The organism is Paenibacillus radicis (ex Gao et al. 2016) (genome assembly GCF_014641555.1).
Lineage (GTDB): Bacteria > Bacillota > Bacilli > Paenibacillales > Paenibacillaceae > Pristimantibacillus > Pristimantibacillus radicis.
This window is the reverse complement of record NZ_BMHY01000019.1, coordinates 68,144-87,532: the sequence shown is the minus strand read 5'-3', so window position 1 is coordinate 87,532 and position 19,389 is coordinate 68,144. Positions and strand designations below refer to the sequence as shown.

Annotated in this window: 19 protein-coding genes; 4 read left to right on the top strand and 15 right to left on the bottom strand. The window is 49.8% G+C overall.

What is annotated here, in order from left to right; translation table 11 throughout:
* Window positions 1-618: 618 nt before the first annotated feature.
* Window positions 619-1,281, bottom strand: coding sequence for a spore cortex-lytic enzyme (gene sleB, locus IEX98_RS26820; protein ID WP_229692415.1), 663 nt, complete (start codon window positions 1,279-1,281; stop codon window positions 619-621).
* Window positions 1,282-1,534: 253 nt separating this feature from the next.
* Here sleB and xerS point away from each other — a divergent pair, with 253 nt between their 5' ends.
* Window positions 1,535-2,638: a tyrosine recombinase XerS gene (xerS, locus tag IEX98_RS26815; RefSeq protein WP_188892758.1), complete on the top strand. Its 1,104-nt coding sequence runs from the start codon at window positions 1,535-1,537 to the stop codon at window positions 2,636-2,638.
* Here xerS and IEX98_RS26810 read toward each other — a convergent pair.
* The 3 genes from IEX98_RS26810 to IEX98_RS26800 form a co-directional block, all read right to left on the bottom strand.
* On the bottom strand, window positions 2,635-4,440 hold the full coding sequence (locus IEX98_RS26810) for an ABC transporter ATP-binding protein (RefSeq protein WP_188892757.1): 1,806 nt from the start codon (window positions 4,438-4,440) through the stop codon (window positions 2,635-2,637). The genes xerS and IEX98_RS26810 overlap by 4 nt on opposite strands.
* A 12-nt stretch (window positions 4,441-4,452) precedes the next feature.
* A complete protein-coding gene (locus IEX98_RS26805; protein WP_188892756.1) occupies window positions 4,453-6,201 on the bottom strand; it encodes an ABC transporter ATP-binding protein in 1,749 nt (582 codons plus the stop codon).
* 72 nt (window positions 6,202-6,273) lie between these two features.
* On the bottom strand, window positions 6,274-6,807 hold the full coding sequence (locus IEX98_RS26800) for an ADP-heptose synthase (protein WP_188892755.1): 534 nt from the start codon (window positions 6,805-6,807) through the stop codon (window positions 6,274-6,276).
* A gap of 141 nt (window positions 6,808-6,948) precedes the next feature.
* On the opposite strand from IEX98_RS26800, the gene IEX98_RS26795 reads away from it, so the two are divergent.
* Window positions 6,949-7,926 carry a YpdA family putative bacillithiol disulfide reductase gene (locus IEX98_RS26795; protein ID WP_188892754.1) on the top strand — a complete coding sequence of 326 codons (978 nt, stop codon included), beginning with the start codon at window positions 6,949-6,951 and terminating at the stop codon, window positions 7,924-7,926.
* Window positions 7,927-7,936: 10 nt separating this feature from the next.
* Here the strand turns inward: IEX98_RS26795 and IEX98_RS26790 are convergent, their stop codons facing one another.
* From IEX98_RS26790 to IEX98_RS26745, 10 genes are all read right to left on the bottom strand, one after another.
* Window positions 7,937-9,280, bottom strand: a complete 1,344-nt coding sequence (locus IEX98_RS26790; RefSeq protein WP_188892753.1) for a DUF4129 domain-containing protein — start codon at window positions 9,278-9,280, stop codon at window positions 7,937-7,939.
* Window positions 9,277-10,389, bottom strand: a complete 1,113-nt coding sequence (locus IEX98_RS26785; RefSeq protein WP_188892752.1) for a DUF58 domain-containing protein — start codon at window positions 10,387-10,389, stop codon at window positions 9,277-9,279. The genes IEX98_RS26790 and IEX98_RS26785 overlap by 4 nt, the downstream gene beginning before the upstream one ends.
* Window positions 10,390-10,398: 9 nt before the next feature.
* A complete protein-coding gene (locus IEX98_RS26780; protein ID WP_188892751.1) occupies window positions 10,399-11,358 on the bottom strand; it encodes an AAA family ATPase in 960 nt (319 codons plus the stop codon).
* An 81-nt stretch (window positions 11,359-11,439) separates the two neighbouring features.
* Complete coding sequence (locus IEX98_RS26775; RefSeq protein ID WP_188892750.1) at window positions 11,440-12,363, bottom strand: polysaccharide deacetylase family protein; 924 nt, start codon at window positions 12,361-12,363, stop codon at window positions 11,440-11,442.
* Window positions 12,364-12,402: 39 nt separating this feature from the next.
* Window positions 12,403-13,413 carry a phosphotransferase gene (locus IEX98_RS26770; protein WP_188892749.1) on the bottom strand — a complete coding sequence of 337 codons (1,011 nt, stop codon included), beginning with the start codon at window positions 13,411-13,413 and terminating at the stop codon, window positions 12,403-12,405.
* A 22-nt stretch (window positions 13,414-13,435) separates the two neighbouring features.
* Window positions 13,436-14,068, bottom strand: a complete 633-nt coding sequence (locus IEX98_RS26765; RefSeq protein WP_188892764.1) for an MOSC domain-containing protein — start codon at window positions 14,066-14,068, stop codon at window positions 13,436-13,438.
* 373 nt (window positions 14,069-14,441) lie between these two features.
* Window positions 14,442-16,058, bottom strand: a complete 1,617-nt coding sequence (locus IEX98_RS26760) for an amino acid permease (RefSeq protein ID WP_188892748.1) — start codon at window positions 16,056-16,058, stop codon at window positions 14,442-14,444.
* An 82-nt stretch (window positions 16,059-16,140) separates the two neighbouring features.
* Window positions 16,141-16,440 carry a hypothetical protein gene (locus IEX98_RS26755; protein WP_188892747.1) on the bottom strand — a complete coding sequence of 100 codons (300 nt, stop codon included), beginning with the start codon at window positions 16,438-16,440 and terminating at the stop codon, window positions 16,141-16,143.
* Between the two features lie 55 nt (window positions 16,441-16,495).
* On the bottom strand, window positions 16,496-17,107 hold the full coding sequence (locus IEX98_RS26750) for a DUF3298 and DUF4163 domain-containing protein (RefSeq protein ID WP_188892746.1): 612 nt from the start codon (window positions 17,105-17,107) through the stop codon (window positions 16,496-16,498).
* Window positions 17,108-17,187: 80 nt separating this feature from the next.
* A complete protein-coding gene (locus tag IEX98_RS26745; RefSeq protein WP_188892745.1) occupies window positions 17,188-17,913 on the bottom strand; it encodes a phosphonate ABC transporter ATP-binding protein in 726 nt (241 codons plus the stop codon).
* Window positions 17,914-18,074: 161 nt separating this feature from the next.
* Here IEX98_RS26745 and IEX98_RS26740 point away from each other — a divergent pair, with 161 nt between their 5' ends.
* A complete protein-coding gene (locus IEX98_RS26740) occupies window positions 18,075-18,299 on the top strand; it encodes a hypothetical protein (RefSeq protein WP_188892744.1) in 225 nt (74 codons plus the stop codon).
* Between the two features lie 41 nt (window positions 18,300-18,340).
* On the opposite strand, the gene IEX98_RS26735 is transcribed toward IEX98_RS26740, so the two are convergent.
* Window positions 18,341-18,481, bottom strand: coding sequence for a hypothetical protein (locus IEX98_RS26735; RefSeq protein ID WP_188892766.1), 141 nt, complete (start codon window positions 18,479-18,481; stop codon window positions 18,341-18,343).
* Between the two features lie 136 nt (window positions 18,482-18,617).
* On the opposite strand from IEX98_RS26735, the gene IEX98_RS26730 reads away from it, so the two are divergent.
* Complete coding sequence (locus tag IEX98_RS26730) at window positions 18,618-19,358, top strand: HAD family hydrolase (RefSeq protein WP_188892743.1); 741 nt, start codon at window positions 18,618-18,620, stop codon at window positions 19,356-19,358.
* Window positions 19,359-19,389 lie beyond the last annotated feature (31 nt).

The window sequence follows — 19,389 nt, the reverse complement described above, 5'->3', positions numbered from 1 at the left end:
GAATCATCTCCCTTTTCTTTATTTTAATATATTTGGATAGGGAGACTCTAGTTTATTTAGGGGGCCTTGGAGAAAGTGCAGGTTGTAAGCCTATTTTCCGACGATTTATCGCTTCAAAATGCAAATGTGCATTTTGATTGAGCCAAAATGCCTCGATAGAGAGAAATCGGGTGATTTGAAATGTACTTTTACATTTTGAAGGCTATTTGGGGTCATTTGAGACGCATCAGCCTGCACTTTTACATTTTGTTTCTCAAGTAACATAGGAGAAGTTAGCTTAGAGTAAAGTCGACTTGATTTCGCGGAAGCAATCACGTTGAATAAAGCCATGAGGGCGACTATCAAATAAAAGTAAAAGTTGAATTGCATAGGAGATGACACTTGCAGAGTGGAGTTAGCTACTTCTAATTCTCATCAGTGAGGCTACCGTGTGGACGCTGGCATGTGATTGGAGGTTATGTACGAATAGTTCAGTTAAAGGGCTCATCCTTCGCAAAAATTCAATGCATTCAAGGTTCTCGACAGCAAAAGGAGCCATCTTCTCAGACGGCTCCAGTTCTTCCTCCCTGCCTTTCTTCAATAAAGGCAGTATCATTCCGATATCCATTCCACTCGCTATTATTTCGCAAAGATATGATTGCCTATCGTTACAATCTGCTGGCGGGACCAAATCCATTTGGATGTAGCCGTCTTTGGATTGAAGTAATACAACGCGCCCCTTGAAGGGTCTTCGCCGCGCAGCGCATCCGTAGCAGCCCGGTAAGACTGCGAATCCGGCTGCAAGTAATACTGGCCGTCATCAACAGCTGTGAACGCACCAGATTGCTCAATGACGCCTTCTATCGTGTCCGGGAAGCCGGGCGCGCTCAATCTGTTCAATACAACAGCAGCAACCGCTACTTGACCTTTATAGGATTCCCCTCGCGCTTCCGCATAGATGATGCGGGCAAGCAGATTCAGCTCGCGTTCATTGGCCGAAACCTTCTTCAAGCTCGTCCAAGTGGATTCGCCGGCAATTCCGTCCTTCTTCAAGCCATAATCCGCTTGAAAACGGCGAACGGCATCCTCGGTCATTTTGCCATAAAACTCAGTTATGGCATCATTATTGAAGTAACCGAGCGTCTTCAGCCGGAACTGCAAGTCCGGCACGTCCACGCCGCTATCCCCGTAGCGCAGCGTTGCAGGTGCAGCCGCCTGTACAGCCTGTATCGGAACAGCAAATGCAATAATAATTGCAAATATATATATGATACTTCTGCGCATTATATGATTATTTATCATTATTCTTTTTTCCTCCTCATAATTTTAATAATTCATATCATGAATTAATGGAATTTTAATGGATTCGGATAACATTTCATGAGTTTAACACACTATCTTTTATCTAGTAACCCTAAACCATAAATTACATTTATTTGCTAAAGAAGCTTCTGGAAGTGAATTTCCCGCTTCTTAACCGCTTGTTCGCATTGTCCAAGGGGGGTTCAGTTGGTACAATATAGAAAGGTTTGAACAGAAGCGAGGTGCACGACCCTTGAATATTTTAAAGGTGAAAGACCGTCAAGAACTGGACCGCAAACTGCCGGCCATGCCGTGGTATGTGGAGAAATTCGTTAATTATAAGCTGCCTGACCTGTCGCCGTCTTCCTTGCTGGAGTACGTTCGGGACTATGAGCTATTCATGAAATGGCTCATTGCGGAAGGACTGTCGAGCGCTGCAGAAATTAAACAGGTTGAGCTTATCGAGCTCGAGCGTCTTCATATGGAAAGCATTGATAACTTTCGGATGTTTCTTGCTACCCACCCTACCCATCACAATACGAAAACGACGATCACAAGACGGTTGTCGTCCTTACGTTCGCTTTTTCATTATTTGAGCCAAATCGCCGAGGATGATGAATTTTATCCGCTGCTTAAGCGCAACGTAATGGCAAAGGTTTCGATCAAACGGACGCATAAGCCGAAGGATACGGCTGCCAAGCTGGAGGGCAAGCTGCTGCAAGAGGAAGAAATCGGAGAGTTTCTAGCTTACATCGGCCATTATTACGAGCAGGATATAGCCGCAAATAAGCAAGCACTTTATTCTTATAAATTGAATCAAACACGCGACGCTTGCATCATCAGTCTCATTCTTCATTCCGGGCTGCGCGTCTCCGAGTTGGTCAATCTCAATATTGACGATATCGATGTGAAGAAAAAGCTTTGTTACGTTTACCGCAAAGGTAAAAATGATGATACGTTCAAAACGCCGGTTTATTTTAGACAGGAAGCAACGGATGATCTGAATGCCTATCTGCAAATGCGCGATACTCGATATAAGGCGCCTAAACGAGAAAAAGCCCTCTTTCTCGCCATCGCTAACGGCAAAAAAGAAGGCTCTAGAATGACTAAGAGAGCTATTCAGGAAATGGTCATAAAATATGCGAAGCGATTCGGCAAGCCTTATCTCTCCGTACATAAGCTGCGCCATTCCTTCGCGACGGACTATTACCTCCGCAACGATATTTATATGACACAAGAGCAATTGGGTCACGCTTCACCGGAAACGACGCAAATATACGCTCATTTAACGGATAAGACGATGGCGGAAGCGATTGACCGGATTAAACGAAACAGCGAGGAATCGGCCTCCTCTTAGAGCAGCGCCTGCGACATGACCGCTTCCTGCATTTGCTGCTGCGTCTGCACGAGGTTGGCATAGGTGCCTCCTCTTTGCATCAGCTCGTCATGCGAGCCCTGCTCACTGATACGGCCATCCTGCACGACCAATATAACGTCGGCTTCTCTGATCGTAGACAGCCGGTGCGCAATAATAAATGCCGTTCTGCCGCCGAGCAGCGTCTCCAGTGCTTCCTGGATATGCTGCTCGGTTTCTGTATCGACACTGGAGGTCGCCTCATCCAGAATCAGAATGCGAGGGTCCGAGAGCAGCACCCGCCCGAAAGCAAGCAATTGCCGTTGTCCGACAGAAAGCTTGGAGCCGCGCTCTTCGAGTTCCGTATCGTAGCCGTTCGGCAGCCCCGCAACGACCCGGTCCAATCTCACACTCTCCGCCGCCTGAATCATCTGTTCTTCGGTACAATGATCATTTCCGTAGCGCAAATTCTGCTCTATTGTTCCGGAGAAAATAAAGGAGTCCTGAAGGACAATACCCATCTGCTGACGAAGTGATTCCAGCGTCACATCCTTAACATCAATATCATCGATCTTCACTTTGCCGTCCGTTGAATCATAAAACCTCATTAATAAATTGACGATCGTACTCTTTCCCGCTCCAGTTGGACCTACCAGTGCCACACGCTGTCCGGCGCGCACGTTAAAGCTCACATCATGAAGCACATCCGGTTTGTCCGGCGCATAACGGAAGGATACATTCTCGAACGAGACGTCACCGCGAACAGCGGGCAGACGTTTCGCATTTTCAGCGTTTGTCACTTCTGGATCCGTATCCAATATTTCAAATATCCGCTCTGCCGAAGCCATGGCTGACAGCACCTGGCTGTATACCTTCGACAAGGCGCTGAGCGGCCCCCAGAATCTCCACAAGTAATTAATGAATGCCATAATAAAACCTACAGTCAATACATCGTCCATAACCCGTGTCGCCCCAAACCAGATAACGACGCAAGTCCCGATCATGCCGATCATTTCGACAAACGGATATACCATTGATTCCAGCGTAACCGCTCGCATGAACGCCTTCTTGTTTCTTGTATTAATAACATCGAACTTTTCATTGTTCTGCTGCTGTCTTGAAAAAGCTTGAATGACGCGAATGCCTTGAATCGTCTCATTCAAGTTGCCGTTAATAGCCGACATCGTTTGGCGCGAGCGTGTCCAGGCGCCTTCAATGCGAGGCCGCATTCTGCCAACGACGAAATAGAGCAGCGGCATCGTAACGAATGAAAGCAAGGCAAGCTGCCAGTCCATCCATAGTAAAATAGCGATAATACCAACCAGATGCGTTACTTCCATAACGGTCGTAATCAATCCGCCGTTAATAAGCTCGCCAATCGCATTCGTATCATTCGTAATACGCGACATAATTTTGCCAGCCGGTCTGCCGTCGAAAAAACGGAAGCTCAGCTTTTGCAAATGATCGAATAATTGTTGACGTAAATCGAATAAAATCCGCTGGCCTGTAAAATTAATATATTTAGTCCGAATCCAATCACAGCCCCAGCCGATCAGCTTAATGGCGAGCAGCGTAATGCCGAATATATGTATCGCTTTAAAATCGCCATTTTTAATACCGTTATCGATAAGATAAGCAAGCAGCAGCGGTTCTGCCAGACTGAGCAGCATATTAATGAGGACAACAACGACGACGAAAGATAATATTTTACGATAAGGAGTCAGATAACCGAAGAGCTTGCGCATATAGCCCATATTAAACGGCTTTTCTTCGATTTCCTCCTCATCCCACTCCACTTGGCTCATTTGCATTCCTCCTTATAAAGAAGCTTGCTGCTTCTGCTGCTGTTCGAACAGCTTGCGGAAAAATCCGTTGCGCTCGCTCAGCTCCCTATGTGTCCCTTGCTCGACAAGCTTGCCGCGCTCTAGAACGATGATCCGGTCGGCATGCTGAATGGATGACAGCCGCTGCGCAATAATAAACGTTGTGCGCCCCTTCATCACCTCAAGCAATGCTTCATGAATGGCAGACTCCGTAGCGGTGTCTACGCTCGCTGTCGCTTCATCCAAGACGAGAATCGGCGAGTCCATCAGAATAGCTCGTGCTAGCGCGACCCTCTGCCGTTGTCCACCGGACAGCCCAACGCCTCGCTCCCCAATCAGCGTATCGTAGCCGTGAGGCAGCCCTTCGATAAACGAATGAATTTGCGCCTTTGCCGCCGCATGCTCAATTTGCTCTTGCGTAGCGCCCGGATATCCATATGCGATATTGTCCCGGATCGTAGCGGAGAACAAAAACGTCTCTTGCGGTACAATGCCAATACTCCGGCGAAGACCGTCGAGCTCGTAGTCGCGCACATCGGTGCCGTCGATAAGTACCCGGCCGCTTGATGTATCATAGAAACGTGATAGCAAGCCAATGAGGCTGCTTTTGCCCGATCCCGTTGCACCAAGCACCGCTATCACTTCACCCTGGTTGACTTTGAAATCGATACTTTTCAAGATTGGCTCATCGGATTTACGGTCCTGATCGGCAAAGTAGAAGCTTACCCCATCGAATGTCACAAAGCCCTTCATACCTTTCGTTTCACGTCCCGCGTCTGGCGACTCGATATCGACGTCCGCATCCAGCACTTCAAATACACGCGGCGCCGCTTTAACTGCCTGCTGCATAATGTTGATTTGCCATCCAAGCATATTGAGCGGCCAAATCATCCCCCACGTATACCATTGGAAAGCCATGAACGTTCCCATGGACATCTCATCGCGAGCGACGAAGATTGCGCCCAGCCAGATCATCAGCACGAACGTCAAACCGCCGAACAAGCCCATTAGAGGGAACGACTTCGCCTCCAGCTTCGCACGCTCCATGTTCGTCTCGAAATTTTGCTTGTTGCGTGCCGCAAACTTGCCCTTCTCGGAGTTTTCGGCTGCAAATGACTTCACGACACGAATGCCGGAAATGTTCTCCTGCAGCGTAGTCGTCAGCTTGCCCATCTGCTCTCGTATGCTGGACCAGGCCGGTCCAACTTTACGATAGAAGCGCCACAAGACGAGCAAAATAAGCGGTATCGTTACGGCGCTTATCAACGTTACTTGCCACTGCATCCACAGCATGAAAATAAAGGTGCCTACAAAGGTGAGCAAGCCCGTAAATAAGGCCATAGCGCCAAAGCCGACGAAGTTTTTAACCGCTTCGATATCGCCCGTCATACGCGACATAAGCTGTCCCGTTTGTGCTTTGTCATAATAAGTGAATGACAGCCGTTGAAGCTTGGCGTAAAGCTCCTCTCTCAGCTTAAATACGACGTTCTGCCCCACTAGCTCCTGTGAGTAGCCTTGCAGGAACATTCCCGCACTCTTCAGCGCTTGAACGCCTGCGAGCAGCAGCGTCAGCGATATCACTACAGACATGTTTTTGACGGCAATTCCTTTATCGAATATTTCCTTCAGTATCCATGGCGCAATTAAATCGAACAGAGTGGCCAGAATCATAATAATGACAGCAGCAACTACCCATCTGGCGCTTGGCTTTACGTAAATCATAAGCCTCATTAGCGTCTTCAAGAGACAATCCCCCTTTCAAAATAAGCAACAAAAAAGACCCCAAGCCGCAAACAGCCCAAGGTCTTTCGAGCGTTAACGATCGTTGAACAATCCGGCATCTGCCGTTGATATTCCTTCTTCGACCGCAAACTCAAAATCTTCGATGTCATAAATCTGTACAGGTACTTCAGCTTCGATCAGTTTATCCTGAAACTCGAACTGGTCCGACAATAGCGGAACGCTTAGCTTCGAGCTGGTTAACAGCAATTCCGTTTCAATCGGATCAAAATATTCGCCATAATGGGCATTGTCGACCGCATGAACGACCGTAAATTGTATACGTTCATTCAATATAAGCGGCGAGCTCTCCCGCCAAGGCAGCTGCATCGCTTTCTCAATTTTCTTGCGGTTGAGCGGATCCTCAAAAAAAGCGATCAGCTCCGCTATTTTGGTTCTAACATGAAAATCATCTTCAGGATCTTCCATGACCGGATCGGATCCGTCGCGCATATCGTAAAGTTCGAGAACGGAAGAATAAGGCACGACATAATCGATTGGACGGCTTGGGACAAGAAGATGCCCATAGGTTGCTACCATTACTGCTTCTATTACAAATCGCCGTCGCATGCTAGCTCCTCCTTCGGTACAAACGGTTCCACATTATTATACAATATTCCAACCGGTGTACAAGATAGCCAAACGCCAAATTTGCGTTAAATCCGCACTCCGCTGTAAAATAGGTTGGACATCAATCTGGAGGTTGACGCAATGGAACGAGAAGAAGCAATTATTATCGGGGCCGGTCCGTGCGGACTAGCAGCCGCCATTGAGCTGCAGCGAATCGGGCTGCGCCCGCTCATTATTGAGAAGAACAATATGGTACACTCGATTGCCCAATATCCCACGTATATGCATTTTTTCAGTACGGCAGACCGTTTGGAGATCGGCGATATTCCCTTCACTTCGCCCAATGAAAAGCCGTCTCGCCTTGAGGCGATCAATTATTACCGGACCGCTGCGCTTCGCCACGAGGTGCGGATCCATGCTTATGAGACTGTACAGCGCGTAGAACGCGAGAACGGCGAGTTCATCGTCCATAGCGTTGATCGCTTTGGCGATAACTGTGAATATGCTGCCCGCTATGTCGTAATTGCAACCGGCTATTTCGATCATCCGAACTATTTGGGCATTCCGGGAGAAAAACTGGACAAAGTTACCCACTTTTTCCGCGAATCCCATCCCTATACCGGCATGGAGGTCGCGATTATCGGCGGCAGCAACTCGGCTATCGACGCCGCTCTTGAGCTAGAACGCGCCGGCGCCAAAGTAACCATTATTTATCGCGGTGACACCTATTCCCGTAGCATTAAGCCTTGGGTACGCCCGGGTCTGGAGAAAAAGGTTGAGAACGGCAGCATTAAGATGCTGTTTCAATCCCAAGTCATTGAGATCGATAAGCGAAGCGTTATCATTCAAGGACCGGACGGAAAACATTCCATTCCCAATGACTTTGTACTGGCGCTAACCGGCTTCCATCCTGATCGCGATTTCTTGATCCACACCGGCGTAACGATTGCGGAGGAAGGATTCCCGTTCTTTGATGAGACGACAATGGAGACGAACGTTCCTGGCTTATATCTAGCCGGAGTCGTCGCCTCCAAGCATGAAGCAAATGAGATCTTCATTGAATCGGGACGATATCACGGCACTAAAATCGCCAAGCATATCGTCGAACAGCGCAGCTAGCGCTACGGACTTATTTATTTTTGAAAGACTTGCGGCTTGATTCATCAAGCCGCTTTTTCAATTGCTCAGCCGATTGTGCGTCCATCTCCCGCTCGCCGTATCGAACTTCCTCATAGGCCCGGACCAGCGACTGTTCTTCATCCGATGCCCCCTGTCTTTGTTGCCAAGACAACAGATCGGCAGCCGTCTCTTTCGGTGTCAAATGCGGCTGATATGAATAGCCCTTCTCAACGTGCCCCTTTATGAACCGCCGATACAAATAACGAATACGATCCGCTCCTGTTCGCAGCTCGCTCCAGCCCGGTTCCTTATCGGCTTTGCCCTTACGGCCTCTGCCCCATCTCGATGAAGACATGAGACTCTCAACTTCGTCGACATATCCGCCTTCCAACTCGCGGCTTTCGCTCGAACGGGCCAGCAGCCGGTCCATCGTCTTTCGAAGAAGACGGTACAGGCCGCGTCCGATAAAGAACAGCACGACACCCAATACAATAATAAGCAGAATCGTGCCGGCAATACGTAATATCGCTTCTAGAAGCAAAGCCCAGGCTGATGGCTCTGCTGGTTCAATCGGCAGTGCAGGATCCAAGGCCGGAGGTGGTTCCGTAGACGGTTCAATGGGCTCGGTCGGTCTGTTCAACCATCTCATGATGGCATCCCCAATTGCCCGGAAGGCGGATTCCAGCAGCTGCTGCAATTGGCGGAACAAGCTGATGATGATCAGAACAAGTACGACAAGCGCCGTCATCCATCTGTTCTGTCTGCGAAATCCTGCGGCTGTCCTGCTTCTGGATTCGCTGCCTGCTTCATCTGAAATCAGTCTTTCATTCGTTAAAAAGAAAAATAGAATGACCGCTGCGATGCCGCATACCGTCAAAGCGTTTCCGTAAGGCGTGATGTGAGGCAGCATTCCCTTAAACGGCTGGATCGCCACAAAGGCGAATATGCAGAAAATCATCGCGGTATTCGGAAACAGCTTAGTCCAGCCGTCGGCCATTTGGCTGATGCCTCTAAAGACGGCAAGCATACTGATGATGACCAGCAATACAACAAGTACGATAGCGGTACCGGCTGCGTTTTCCCCTAAATCCCATACAGCGATAAAACCGCCATGTGCCGCTCCAATGATAATAGCTGCCGTTAACCTGTAGATAAGCCGATTAAACTTCAAAACCTGTTTAAGAAATGCGCCAATTCCGTAGCAAAGAGGCAGTGTCAGCAGCCACAACAGAACAGCTTGATCCGAAAAAACATGAACGACAATCAGCAGCAGCAGCGGCAAGCAGAACAACACTTCGACTGCGCCCTTGAAAATAGAAGCGATCGGTGATTTGGAGTTAAATCTGCCTATCATCCGGCTGCACCTGCCTTCTCTTCCTGGTTGCGGGGCATGTCCGCCAGCATCCAGTGTACAACAGCATTCCCGTTGCCGCGAAGTCGTTCTGCCTGTAAGTCTATCTCCTCATTCCAATATGCCGAAATAATGAGAATGTCCCTCTGCGAATAGGCGTTGTCCGCTTCTCTCTGAAGCAGCTCTGCGAATCGCTCCGTCCGTGTAAGTTCCAGCCTGGCCATCGCCTCAAGCAGTTCAATAAGCTGTCCGTTGCCGCCTCGCGGCTCAAGAATGACGCTGTCCATTCCGCCGAGCATGGGCATATTGCAGCCAAAGCCTGCTTCCATACCGGATTGAATAACAGATTGTGCAGCTCCTGCAGCCATTTCAATTCCGCGCTCGATCATTTCCTCTGACGTCACTGAGCGCCACATCGCTTCGCGATCCTCCACATTTAAATAAACCATCAGCTTGCGGTCGGCTGTAAAGTCATATTGATGGACTTGAAGCCGTCCCGCCCGCGCCGTCGCTTTCCAGTTAACCTGCTTGTAGCCGTCTCCTGTCCGGTAATCCCGGGCGCCAGTAATGACAAACGGATCTTCGATAATCCAGCGCCGCACCGAAATCTCACCTTGCCAGCTATGTGACGGCAGCTCGTTCACCGGAACTTCTGCGGGCCGCGGATATACGACAAGAATGCCGCCTAACGGGATTTGCCGCGTTTGCTGCTCCATTCCGAGCAGGTCGCCGCCTGTAATTGTAACGGTCTGTAATTGATAGAGGCCCCTCTTGGCAGCCGTTATGCGATGTCTTCGCGTTATTTTCGTAAATGGCATAAGTGCAAAGAAGCTTTTATGATTTTGGGATAATTGCCCGCTGCTGACATCGAGATTTTCTTGATGCTGAAAATGCAAAAACGCGGAAAGCTGTGATTCCACCCGCAGCCATGGAACAGGCAGCCACTTCTCGTTCGTCAGTTGTTCGACAAGCTCGAGCTGCTCGCCCCTGTAACAGCTTCGCTTCTGAAAATGTCTCGTATACCCGATGTTTCGCAAGGCATACCGGCCGAACACCTTCGCTTGTACAAACAAAACGATTATAGCCATGATGCCAAACCATAAGATGATCATCGTCTTCGCCTATCGGGACGCAATGCCGGCTTCTGCCGGAACCGCTGTTTGCCGGATAATATCTTGGATGATTTGCTGTGCATTATGCTGCGTCCGTTGCAGCCCCCGCAACGCGAGCCGATGCGCCAGTACAGGTGCCGCCATCGCCTTTACGTCGTCCGGCGTTACGAAATCCCGCCCCCTCAGTATCGCATGCACTTGAGCGGCGCGAAGCAGCGCTTGGCTTCCCCGCGGGCTGACGCCTATTAGCACATCATCTCGCGTTCTCGTCTGTTCCACGATCTGCAGCAAATAAAGCAGTACGTCGTCGGCTATGCGAACGCTGCTGTACAGCCTTTGCGCCTCAGCAATCTGTTCGGCTCCCGTTATAGGCTCTAGCTGCTCCAGCGGGTCGCCTTCCTTGAACCGCTTCAATATTTGAACGGCCTCTTCTGTTGTCGGATAACCCATTTCGATTTTGAACAAGAAGCGGTCCAACTGCGCTTCCGGAAGCGGGAACGTTCCCTGATGCTCGACCGGGTTTTGCGTCGCGATGACCATAAACGGCTTGTCCAATCGTTTCGTTTCACCCTCTACGCTAATTTGCCGCTCCTCCATACACTCCAGCAAGCTGGACTGTGTGCGGGGTGTAGCCCGGTTGATCTCATCGGCAAGTAGCAGATTCGTAAATAACGGGCCGGGACGAAATTCGAAGCCGCCTTCCTTCTGATTGTAGAACTGAATGCCCGTCAAGTCGGAAGGCAGCAGGTCCGGCGTGAACTGAACGCGCCGGAACTGCAGCTGCAGCGACTTGGCCATTGATTTGGCGAGCAACGTCTTTCCTGTGCCCGGCACATCTTCCAGCAATACGTGCCCGGAAGTAACGAGCGCGATGAACAACAGCTCGACGACGTTTTCTTTTCCGACGATAACTTTGCCGATATTGGCCTTTAATTGTTCGGCTAACTGATTAATGGGTGCATATGACATATAAGCAGCTCCTCTGCAGCGAATGAATGAAAATAGGAATTAAAAAAAAGTGTAACCGATTGCAAAATTGTTAGCTATTGCTCAGCCCTTCCAGCCGCTTTGCTTCCGCTGAAGCTGTTGCAGATCACGCCAATGAATCACTTGAATGTTTTGTTCAGCAATTGTTCGTTGAATTGCTTTATCCCGGAATAACTGAAATTCCATGCCCCGCTTCTCCGGCTGACCGTGAAAGGCAAGCAGCTCATCGGTAACTAGCGACGGGTGGATAATAAGCTCCGTTACGCCCGGTCTAAGATTATGCAGCAGCTTCTGCATATCGGTTCTAAGCGTCTCGTAGGTTTCCCCTTGCTGAAGCTGGAATGGCAGCCCTGCCAAATAGTCCAGTACGACGACTCCCATTGAATCGGCAAGTTGACCCAACTGCCGTGCTTGCTCCGCAAGTTCTGGGGGAGCGACTTCGCCTTCACTCAGAGACAGTGACCTTGGCATCCGGAATGGCAGTCCGTATTTGGCGCATACCTCAAAAACTAGCGGCAGAAAATGCCGGCCGGTCGCGAGACCATATAAACTTCCCATATGGTTATCCGCATGTGTTGGCTTCATACCGTACGAAAGCGCCGTTTCAATTTGGGCAACGAGCTCTCCCCGCACATGTTCGGGGTCCGCCTGCAGTTCAAACGTCTTGCTGTCTTTCGGAAAGTAACCATCTGGCGTGACGAGTGACGCCGTAGATGCGCTTTTATTGACTGGACCCCACCGATAGGAGTCCCACTCGCTTGTGAAAGTGAAATGAATGCCAACGTCATATTCGGGATGACCGGCACTCCACAGCGCCGCTTCCTTGAAAGCCCGGCACGGCACCATTAAGGTCGCGGAGCTGACAGCCTGCTCCTCAAGCAGTTGCTGAATGCCGGAATTAAACGACTTGCTCAAGCCGTAATCATCCGCATTAATGATGAGCAGCCGTTGTTCGCTGCCATATCCAAGAGCTGTTGCGACATTCATTTCAATCCGCTCCTTCACAATTATTTATTTCAATTAAAGTTATAGCCGGCGAACGAGTGAGTTATGGAACAGCTGTTGCAGTTCCCGCTCATGCCGGCCGGTCCAACTGCAAATCCGGTTACATTGTTCAATCATACGTGCCAATACAGAAGCATCATCGAGACGCTCAGATAGACGGGTGACGAAGTGCAGCACGACATCGAGCATCCGCAGCTTTATTAAAGCAGGCAGTGCCATCGTTTCTTGTTCCGTCAAATGCAGACTGCCGCTAAAGCCTTCGCAAAAACAACTTATTTGCTCCCAGGCAAGCTGATCTTCATCCGCAATAAGATCAACGATTACGACTGCCAGTTCCATCGCTCGCACATCCACCGTGCAAAACTCAAAATCCAGCAAGCCGACGATTTCATCACCAATCGCTACCGCGTTGCTGAAGTTAACGTCCCCGTGTATCCATTGACGGGGCAGCTGCTTTAAATGTTCCCATTCATTCCGCGATTGCTCCCGCAGCTTCTGCAGCTCCATAAGCTGATCTTCGACCGCTTTAATTTCCGGATGCGCGGCAACAAGCGATTTCAATACATCGGTTGTCAATCCGCCATAGATCTGTTCGATTTCGTAATAGGGGTAGTAAGGCCCCGAATACGATACCGATACGCGGCCAAGCGCCAGCATCAGATCAGCAACTGCACGGCCTAGCGACCGAATATGGGCCTGAATAGTGACGCTTGGCCTTGATCCTTCAATAAATACATATAGAGCGGCAAGCGTGCCGTCCGGTGATTCAGCTATCGTCTCGCCATTCCGTTTGGCTACCGGCACCGGCGATTGAAACGGCTTATCAAGCTTTTGCAGCGCTTGCAACAGCTCATGCTCCAGCAGGACCGTCCCCTTATCCCGATGATTGTTGTATTCCCGCAACACATAGCTTCGATTCCCGGCTCGAATCATCCGGGTTGTATTATTCATGCCGCTATCGCCAGGTACGATCGACCATTCCCCTCCGAGCTGGAACTGATCGATATAGACGGCAAATCTGGCTTCTGTCAATTCTTGCTGCCTCCCTATTACACTAATCCAATATGCTGCTATCCTCTGCCTGCTCTTGTACCAGCTTTTCCAGTCGGGCATTCAACGTCTCTCTCCAGCTGCTTGCCAGCGCATCTACCGCTAGCAGCGCTTCAAGCGCCGTTCGATCCCGCTTCGCTGTATACATGATCCGGTTGGCTTCGGCAATCGTAATGCCTGCCGGATGCCGCTCCACAATAGAAAGCGCGATGCCAGCGGACACTTGCCCCTCTTCCAGCACACGGAAATAAAAACCGGTATAACCGGTGTTCTGTACCTCAGCTGTCAGAGCTGGACGATTATGTCTAATCCCAAGCTTATAGCAGGGTTGGCGAGGCTGACTTACTTGAACGGTGACTTCGCCGGCCTGAATGATGTCACCGATGCAAAGATCATGCTCCGACCAGCCGGAAACCGTCCAGTTTTCCCCAAACGCACCGTATGGGAGTGTTGTAGCCAATCGCTGTTCCCAGAAGGGATAATGAACTTCAAAGTAAGCGCAAACCGCTTTATCAGGACCGCCATGATGCACCATATCCGCTTGGCCGTCGCCGTTCAACCCCACTGCGCTCAATTGATGAGCAGCTTGTGAAGGCGTTTTGAAAATCCCGGTCATTATCGGCTTATTGCCATGCATCGCCTCAACCGGTTTTCCGACATTCAATGATACAATACTGCAGTTTCCCGCACTCGTTAGCAATGGACAACCTCCTTTCTGCTAGCAAACCATATCCCTATTATAATCGTATAAGGGAGAAGATGGCAAAAGAAATGGAGACAAGTCCGTCATTGTAAGTAACTGCAGTGGAATATTATTTAGTATCATTAATTATTAATGAAGTTAACTAGAAGGATAATGACTTCTGCTCGCTTTCGACACCATTAGTAACAAAGCTTCATGCGCTGTCGAAAAGCTATTCATCATGTAAAATTATGCGCTTCCCCGGGAAATAGAATATCGGAACATTTCCCAATTTCCCATTACCTATTTCCTCGCCTGCAACTATTAATTAATGTAGATGGAATTTTCGCTCAATTCGGATGATTTCACCACGCGGCCTCTTTAGACGGCTTTGCAGCTTAGCTAGATGACGCTGCCGGTATTTGCGATCTGCTGCAGCGGTCAGTCCAAACAGTAAAATTGCACCGCATAATCCCCAGTAGCCAATGGCCGTGATGGATAAAACTGCTGTCGCCGCCAGCCATAGAAAAGCGCTCCAGTATACGATCATCCCCCAGTCTCCCAATCGCCAAGGGGCCTCATGAAGCAGCTTGTGCTTGCCTTTCAGCTTAATGAGCAAAGCGATTGGAATCGCGTAAGACACATGGAGACACAACAGCGCAAAGCTGAACAATACAAGCGGATATTGAGTGCCGCGGAGCAATCCTGCTGCGCTTAGCAAACCGATACTAAGCCCTGCGGCCAGCCAGACTGCATCTTTCGGCGACTGGCCAGCTGTCAGCCGCGTCCAGATGTGGGCGAACGGCAACGCATTGTCACGCGCCATGCAAAAGATGGATCGGGAGCTCGCCGCCTGCGATCCGAAGCCGCTGCACCAGAGCACGGCTGCGATCGCATAGCCGATGACAGGAGATGCTCCGACTGCCTGCAGCGCCGCATTCAGAAACATGCCTCCCCCTCCCTCTTCCGAAGGAAGCACGACGGGAAATACAAGCAGGATGAATAATAGAAGGACAAACCCAATAATATAACTATATACGGTAGACAAGAAGATCGCCCAAGGAATTCGAATTCGCGGGTCATGTGTTTCTTCCGCAGCATAAGCTGCTGCATCCATCCCGATAAACAGCTTTTGCAAGAACAGCATGCCAGCAATAAACGGCCACAGCCCTACATGACCATTCAAGCTTGCATTCTGAAACGTATAGAGCAAAGCCGGTGAATAGACGCCCGGCCAGAATAGATAGGCCAAACCAGTCAATATGGTCAGCACAACACCAATTTGCAGCCATACGCCAGCCTGTTGGATTGCTGCCACGACAGCAACTCCCCAGTGATTGGCCGCCGCCTGCGTCCCAGTCACCGCAAGAGCAAGCAAGCCCATCGTCCACCACTGGCTTGAATAGCCGAATTTAACCGCTAAGGCCTGATCCAGAATAAATGCACAAGCCCCGTTCATCAGTGCTGTCATTGCCAGGCTGCCAGCTAGCTGGAACCAGCCCGCATACCAGCCCCATACCCTTTTACCGATAGCCGAAGCCCAGTGGTAGACACCTCCGGCAGTCGGTACAGCTGAAGCCAGCTGAGCTAATGCTGCGCTTACAGCAAGTGCGAACAGCGCGGCAATGGGCAAGCCGATGACAACGACTGACGGTCCCCCCTTCTGCAAGGCAGGTCCAAGAAACAATACCGAAGCGCCGATAACGCCAAGAGCATTGAATGATAAGCCAAATGAGCCGAGCCCGCCGAATCTCCGGCGAAGCTGCTGGGCGATGCCGAACAAATTCAAATCATGCTTATCCTGCTGCGCCTGAATGTACGCGGCACGGCCGGTCATACTCCTATGATGGGATGCCCGGATGCTTTGCTGCGCTTTGAAAGCAATAGCCATTGCAAGCGCGCAGACGATCACAAACAGCAGCATGCCTAGCCATACGAAAATCATCGCAACACCCCCATGCGACTAATGTATGAGCCCGCTTCGGTGTTCATGATCAGACGCAGCCGGCAAACGAAAAAGCTTCGCATCATCCACTGATGCGAAGCCAGATAAAGCTTGCTATTAGAGCTGCTATGAACCACATCGCATGAATAAGCAGCCTGTACCACCGTTCTTTAGCCGTTGGCAGCTTGCGCAGCACGGTAGTATTAACCACGATCAGCGACAACAAAAAGACGAGTATGATGGCGATGCCCTCAATGCGCTGAATTCCGGTTGGCGGTGACATAAAGCCGTAGATCAGCACAATGCCTCCGACCAGAACGTACGGAAACATAAGGCCCAGCAGTACGTTCAGAATGATTCCGAGCCAAGAAAGCTTGCTCAAGCGGACCAGCCCCTTTGCAATGTGGCATTATAAGCGGTCCGTCGAACTAGGTCCTTTAGTTGTTCTGCACCATTGGACCAAGCGGACCGTTCTCATCGATGATGTCCTGAATCTCGTATACCGAAATCGGAAAATACGGAAAACCGTAAGCGTAAGGCGTTAACTCGTACAATGCGAAAAAAATAACGAGTGCGCGATCGGCGACGTAGTAGTCCTGATCCGCCCGGATCGATTTAAACGGTTCCAGCGTACTGATATCTCTCGCCGCTATTTGCCCTTTTACCAGCTCAGACAACCGGTTGACGTAATTACTCCCCGGCTTAAACAGCTCGCTGAGCTTATAGGAATGGCCCGTCGATACGCGGAATGTCAGCGGCTTCTGCAGGGTTAGGCCATGTGCTCCGCCCGTATAAGCATAATTGTATAAAGACAGGCTTAATATATCTTTCTCGTTGGTCTTTACTTCATAGAAGCCTTGCATCTCAGACCGGGGATCATCCAGCGAGCCCTGATCGGCAACCAGCTGCTGGGCGCCAAGACGGATCGTTTCGTTAATTTGCTTCGTCGCCGCTTCGTTCGGTCCGCCGCTCACATAAGGGAGCCATAATACCGCTTTCGGAAAAGCGGCCCGGGAAGATTGCACGACTACAGGAGATTGAAATGCCATTCGTTCGACACCTGCCCCATTTAAGTAGATGGTGTATTCTATGCGGCGGATGTCAAAGCTCATGCCATGCAATTGGCAAATTACAGCATCATTTTCTCCCGTTCGGTCAGCCGTCTGCCTCTAATGTCGAGCACAAGCTCCCCGTTATTCAAACCGAGTATCCGGTCGGCATACCGTTCTGCCCAATCACCCTGATGCATGACCGCTACAACGATAACGCCCTGCTCCTGGCAAAGCCGCTTCAAATCGCCGAGAACGCGGTCCGCCGTATGCGGATCAAGACCGGCAACGGGCTCATCCGCTGCGATGACCTTCGCTCCGTGTACAAGCGCCCGGGCAATCGCGATGCGCTGGCGTTCGCCGCCGCTCATTTTTTGCGCTTGCTGATGGGCCTTATCCAGAAGTCCCAGCTTTTCAATCGTATCCATTGCGCCCATATAGTCGTCGTTGCGCATCATGCCTGTCCATCTCCGCCATGCCGGCGTCTGCGTAACGGAACCGATAATGACGTTTTTCAATCCCGTTTTTGTTTGAAACAGCTGCGGCTTCTCCTCCAGGTAAGCGATTTCACGCTTTACCTTCATTTTCCCCGTGAAGCCTTGCTTTAACACATCCACGCCGTCAAAACGATAGGTTCCGCTTGTCCATTTCTCCTGCAGAGCCAAGCATTTCAACAGCATTGATTTGCCGCTGCCGCTCGCTCCTTTTATCGCAATAAATTGGCCGGGATAAGCCTCGAAGCTGATCTGATTCAGCACTTTAGGCCCGCCTGGTATTACTTTGGAAAGATTAATCACATTTATCATTCGTTCGCGCCCCTCCGTCACTCACAAGCTGAGTCTATGAATCTAGTTTAAGGGAAACAAAAAATAGTTTCCACCCGAACAAATGTTTGCTATAATGTAAACAGAACAAATGTTCTGTTCGTGTGAATCATCCAATTGATTACTAAGGAGGCTGGATCACCATGAAGAACACCTGCGAGAACTTTCGGTATGAAGAAAAAGCTTGGCCGCGTCGGGACTTGACTTTCAAGTTCTATTCGGATGGAAAGTTAACGATTATCGACAACCGCTCGGAGGAGGTGATCTCTCCCAAAGACTTGAAAGGCGACAGCCTTGACTTCTATATCCGCCGCCGCATTATTTTCATTAAGAATCAATTAACGGCGTCGCAAGTGAAATATGCTTAAGCAGAGGCGGTTGCCGTCTTCCGCCGCCCCCGCTGCGGTCATTACGGCAACTGCTTGTTTATTCCGTTAAGGCTCGGAGGCCGATTCGCCATTTTATTCTGCTTTGTGCTTATTGCTTCTTCTTTAAAGCTGGATTGGTTACGCTGATTCTCTTTTTTATCACTTTTATTAATGGGCATCATCTTCACCTCCATCCTCATTATGAGGCTGAATGGCATATTTTATGTAACCTAATCGTCTGGTTTCATTTGACGAAACCCTTCCTTTAGGGTAGATTGTTGATACGACAATCACTGTCAAAAGGAGCCGTGCTACAAGATGAAGCAGCATATATTCTTCGATTTGGACGATACACTCATCCATTGCAACAAATACTTCTACCTCGTTATCGATCAATTTGTCGATGCGCTATCGACTTGGTTCCAAGGGCATGAAGGCGTCAACGCCGAGGCCATCCGGGCGAAGCAGATCGAGATCGATATTGCAGGTATTTCTGTATTCGGATTTAAAAGCGAGCATTTCCCTCAATCTTTCGTGGACACTTACGTTCATTTCAGCAACACCACTGGACGCAAGCGTTCCGTTAAAGAACAAGATTTTTTATGGAAGCTGGGACTAAGCGTTTACGAGCATGACACCGAGCCTTATCCGAATATGCTAGAGACGTTGGATTCCCTTGCAGAACGCGGACATGAGCTTCATTTATATACAGGCGGAGAAATCGTCATTCAGCGCCGCAAAATCGAAAAAATGCAGCTGGAGAGCTATTTCGGCTCGCGCATCTATATTCGGCAGTATAAGAACAGCGAGGCGCTTGAGCATATATTGGCGGACGGCGGCTTTGACCGCGGACATACTTGGATGATCGGCAACTCCATCCGGACCGATGTCGTCCCTGCCTTAACAGCAGGCATCCACGCCATTCACATGAAGACGGAGTCCGAATGGCACTATAACGTTGTTCAGATTGACGTCCAGCCGAAGGGCGCATTCCTCACATTGGACAAGCTGGTCGAAGTACCGACTGCTATAGAAGGCTACATTTCTCGCCAGACGTAAACAAAGAACCGATCGAGGACGATAATCCCGG

Coding starts and splice junctions, on each gene's coding strand:
- IEX98_RS26760 (WP_188892748.1), bottom strand. CDS start 16,058: ATGATTTTCGTATGGCTAGGCATGCTGCTGTTTGTGATCGTCTGCGCG.
- IEX98_RS26810 (WP_188892757.1), bottom strand. CDS start 4,440: ATGAGCCAAGTGGAGTGGGATGAGGAGGAAATCGAAGAAAAGCCGTTT.
- IEX98_RS26740 (WP_188892744.1), top strand. CDS start 18,075: ATGAAGAACACCTGCGAGAACTTTCGGTATGAAGAAAAAGCTTGGCCG.
- IEX98_RS26730 (WP_188892743.1), top strand. CDS start 18,618: ATGAAGCAGCATATATTCTTCGATTTGGACGATACACTCATCCATTGC.
- sleB (WP_229692415.1), bottom strand. CDS start 1,281: ATGATAAATAATCATATAATGCGCAGAAGTATCATATATATATTTGCA.
- IEX98_RS26750 (WP_188892746.1), bottom strand. CDS start 17,107: ATGGCATTTCAATCTCCTGTAGTCGTGCAATCTTCCCGGGCCGCTTTT.
- IEX98_RS26735 (WP_188892766.1), bottom strand. CDS start 18,481: ATGATGCCCATTAATAAAAGTGATAAAAAAGAGAATCAGCGTAACCAA.
- IEX98_RS26745 (WP_188892745.1), bottom strand. CDS start 17,913: ATGATAAATGTGATTAATCTTTCCAAAGTAATACCAGGCGGGCCTAAA.
- IEX98_RS26765 (WP_188892764.1), bottom strand. CDS start 14,068: ATGCATGGCAATAAGCCGATAATGACCGGGATTTTCAAAACGCCTTCA.
- IEX98_RS26795 (WP_188892754.1), top strand. CDS start 6,949: ATGGAACGAGAAGAAGCAATTATTATCGGGGCCGGTCCGTGCGGACTA.
- IEX98_RS26800 (WP_188892755.1), bottom strand. CDS start 6,807: ATGCGACGGCGATTTGTAATAGAAGCAGTAATGGTAGCAACCTATGGG.
- IEX98_RS26790 (WP_188892753.1), bottom strand. CDS start 9,280: ATGATAGGCAGATTTAACTCCAAATCACCGATCGCTTCTATTTTCAAG.
- IEX98_RS26785 (WP_188892752.1), bottom strand. CDS start 10,389: ATGATCATCTTATGGTTTGGCATCATGGCTATAATCGTTTTGTTTGTA.
- IEX98_RS26780 (WP_188892751.1), bottom strand. CDS start 11,358: ATGTCATATGCACCCATTAATCAGTTAGCCGAACAATTAAAGGCCAAT.
- IEX98_RS26775 (WP_188892750.1), bottom strand. CDS start 12,363: ATGAATGTCGCAACAGCTCTTGGATATGGCAGCGAACAACGGCTGCTC.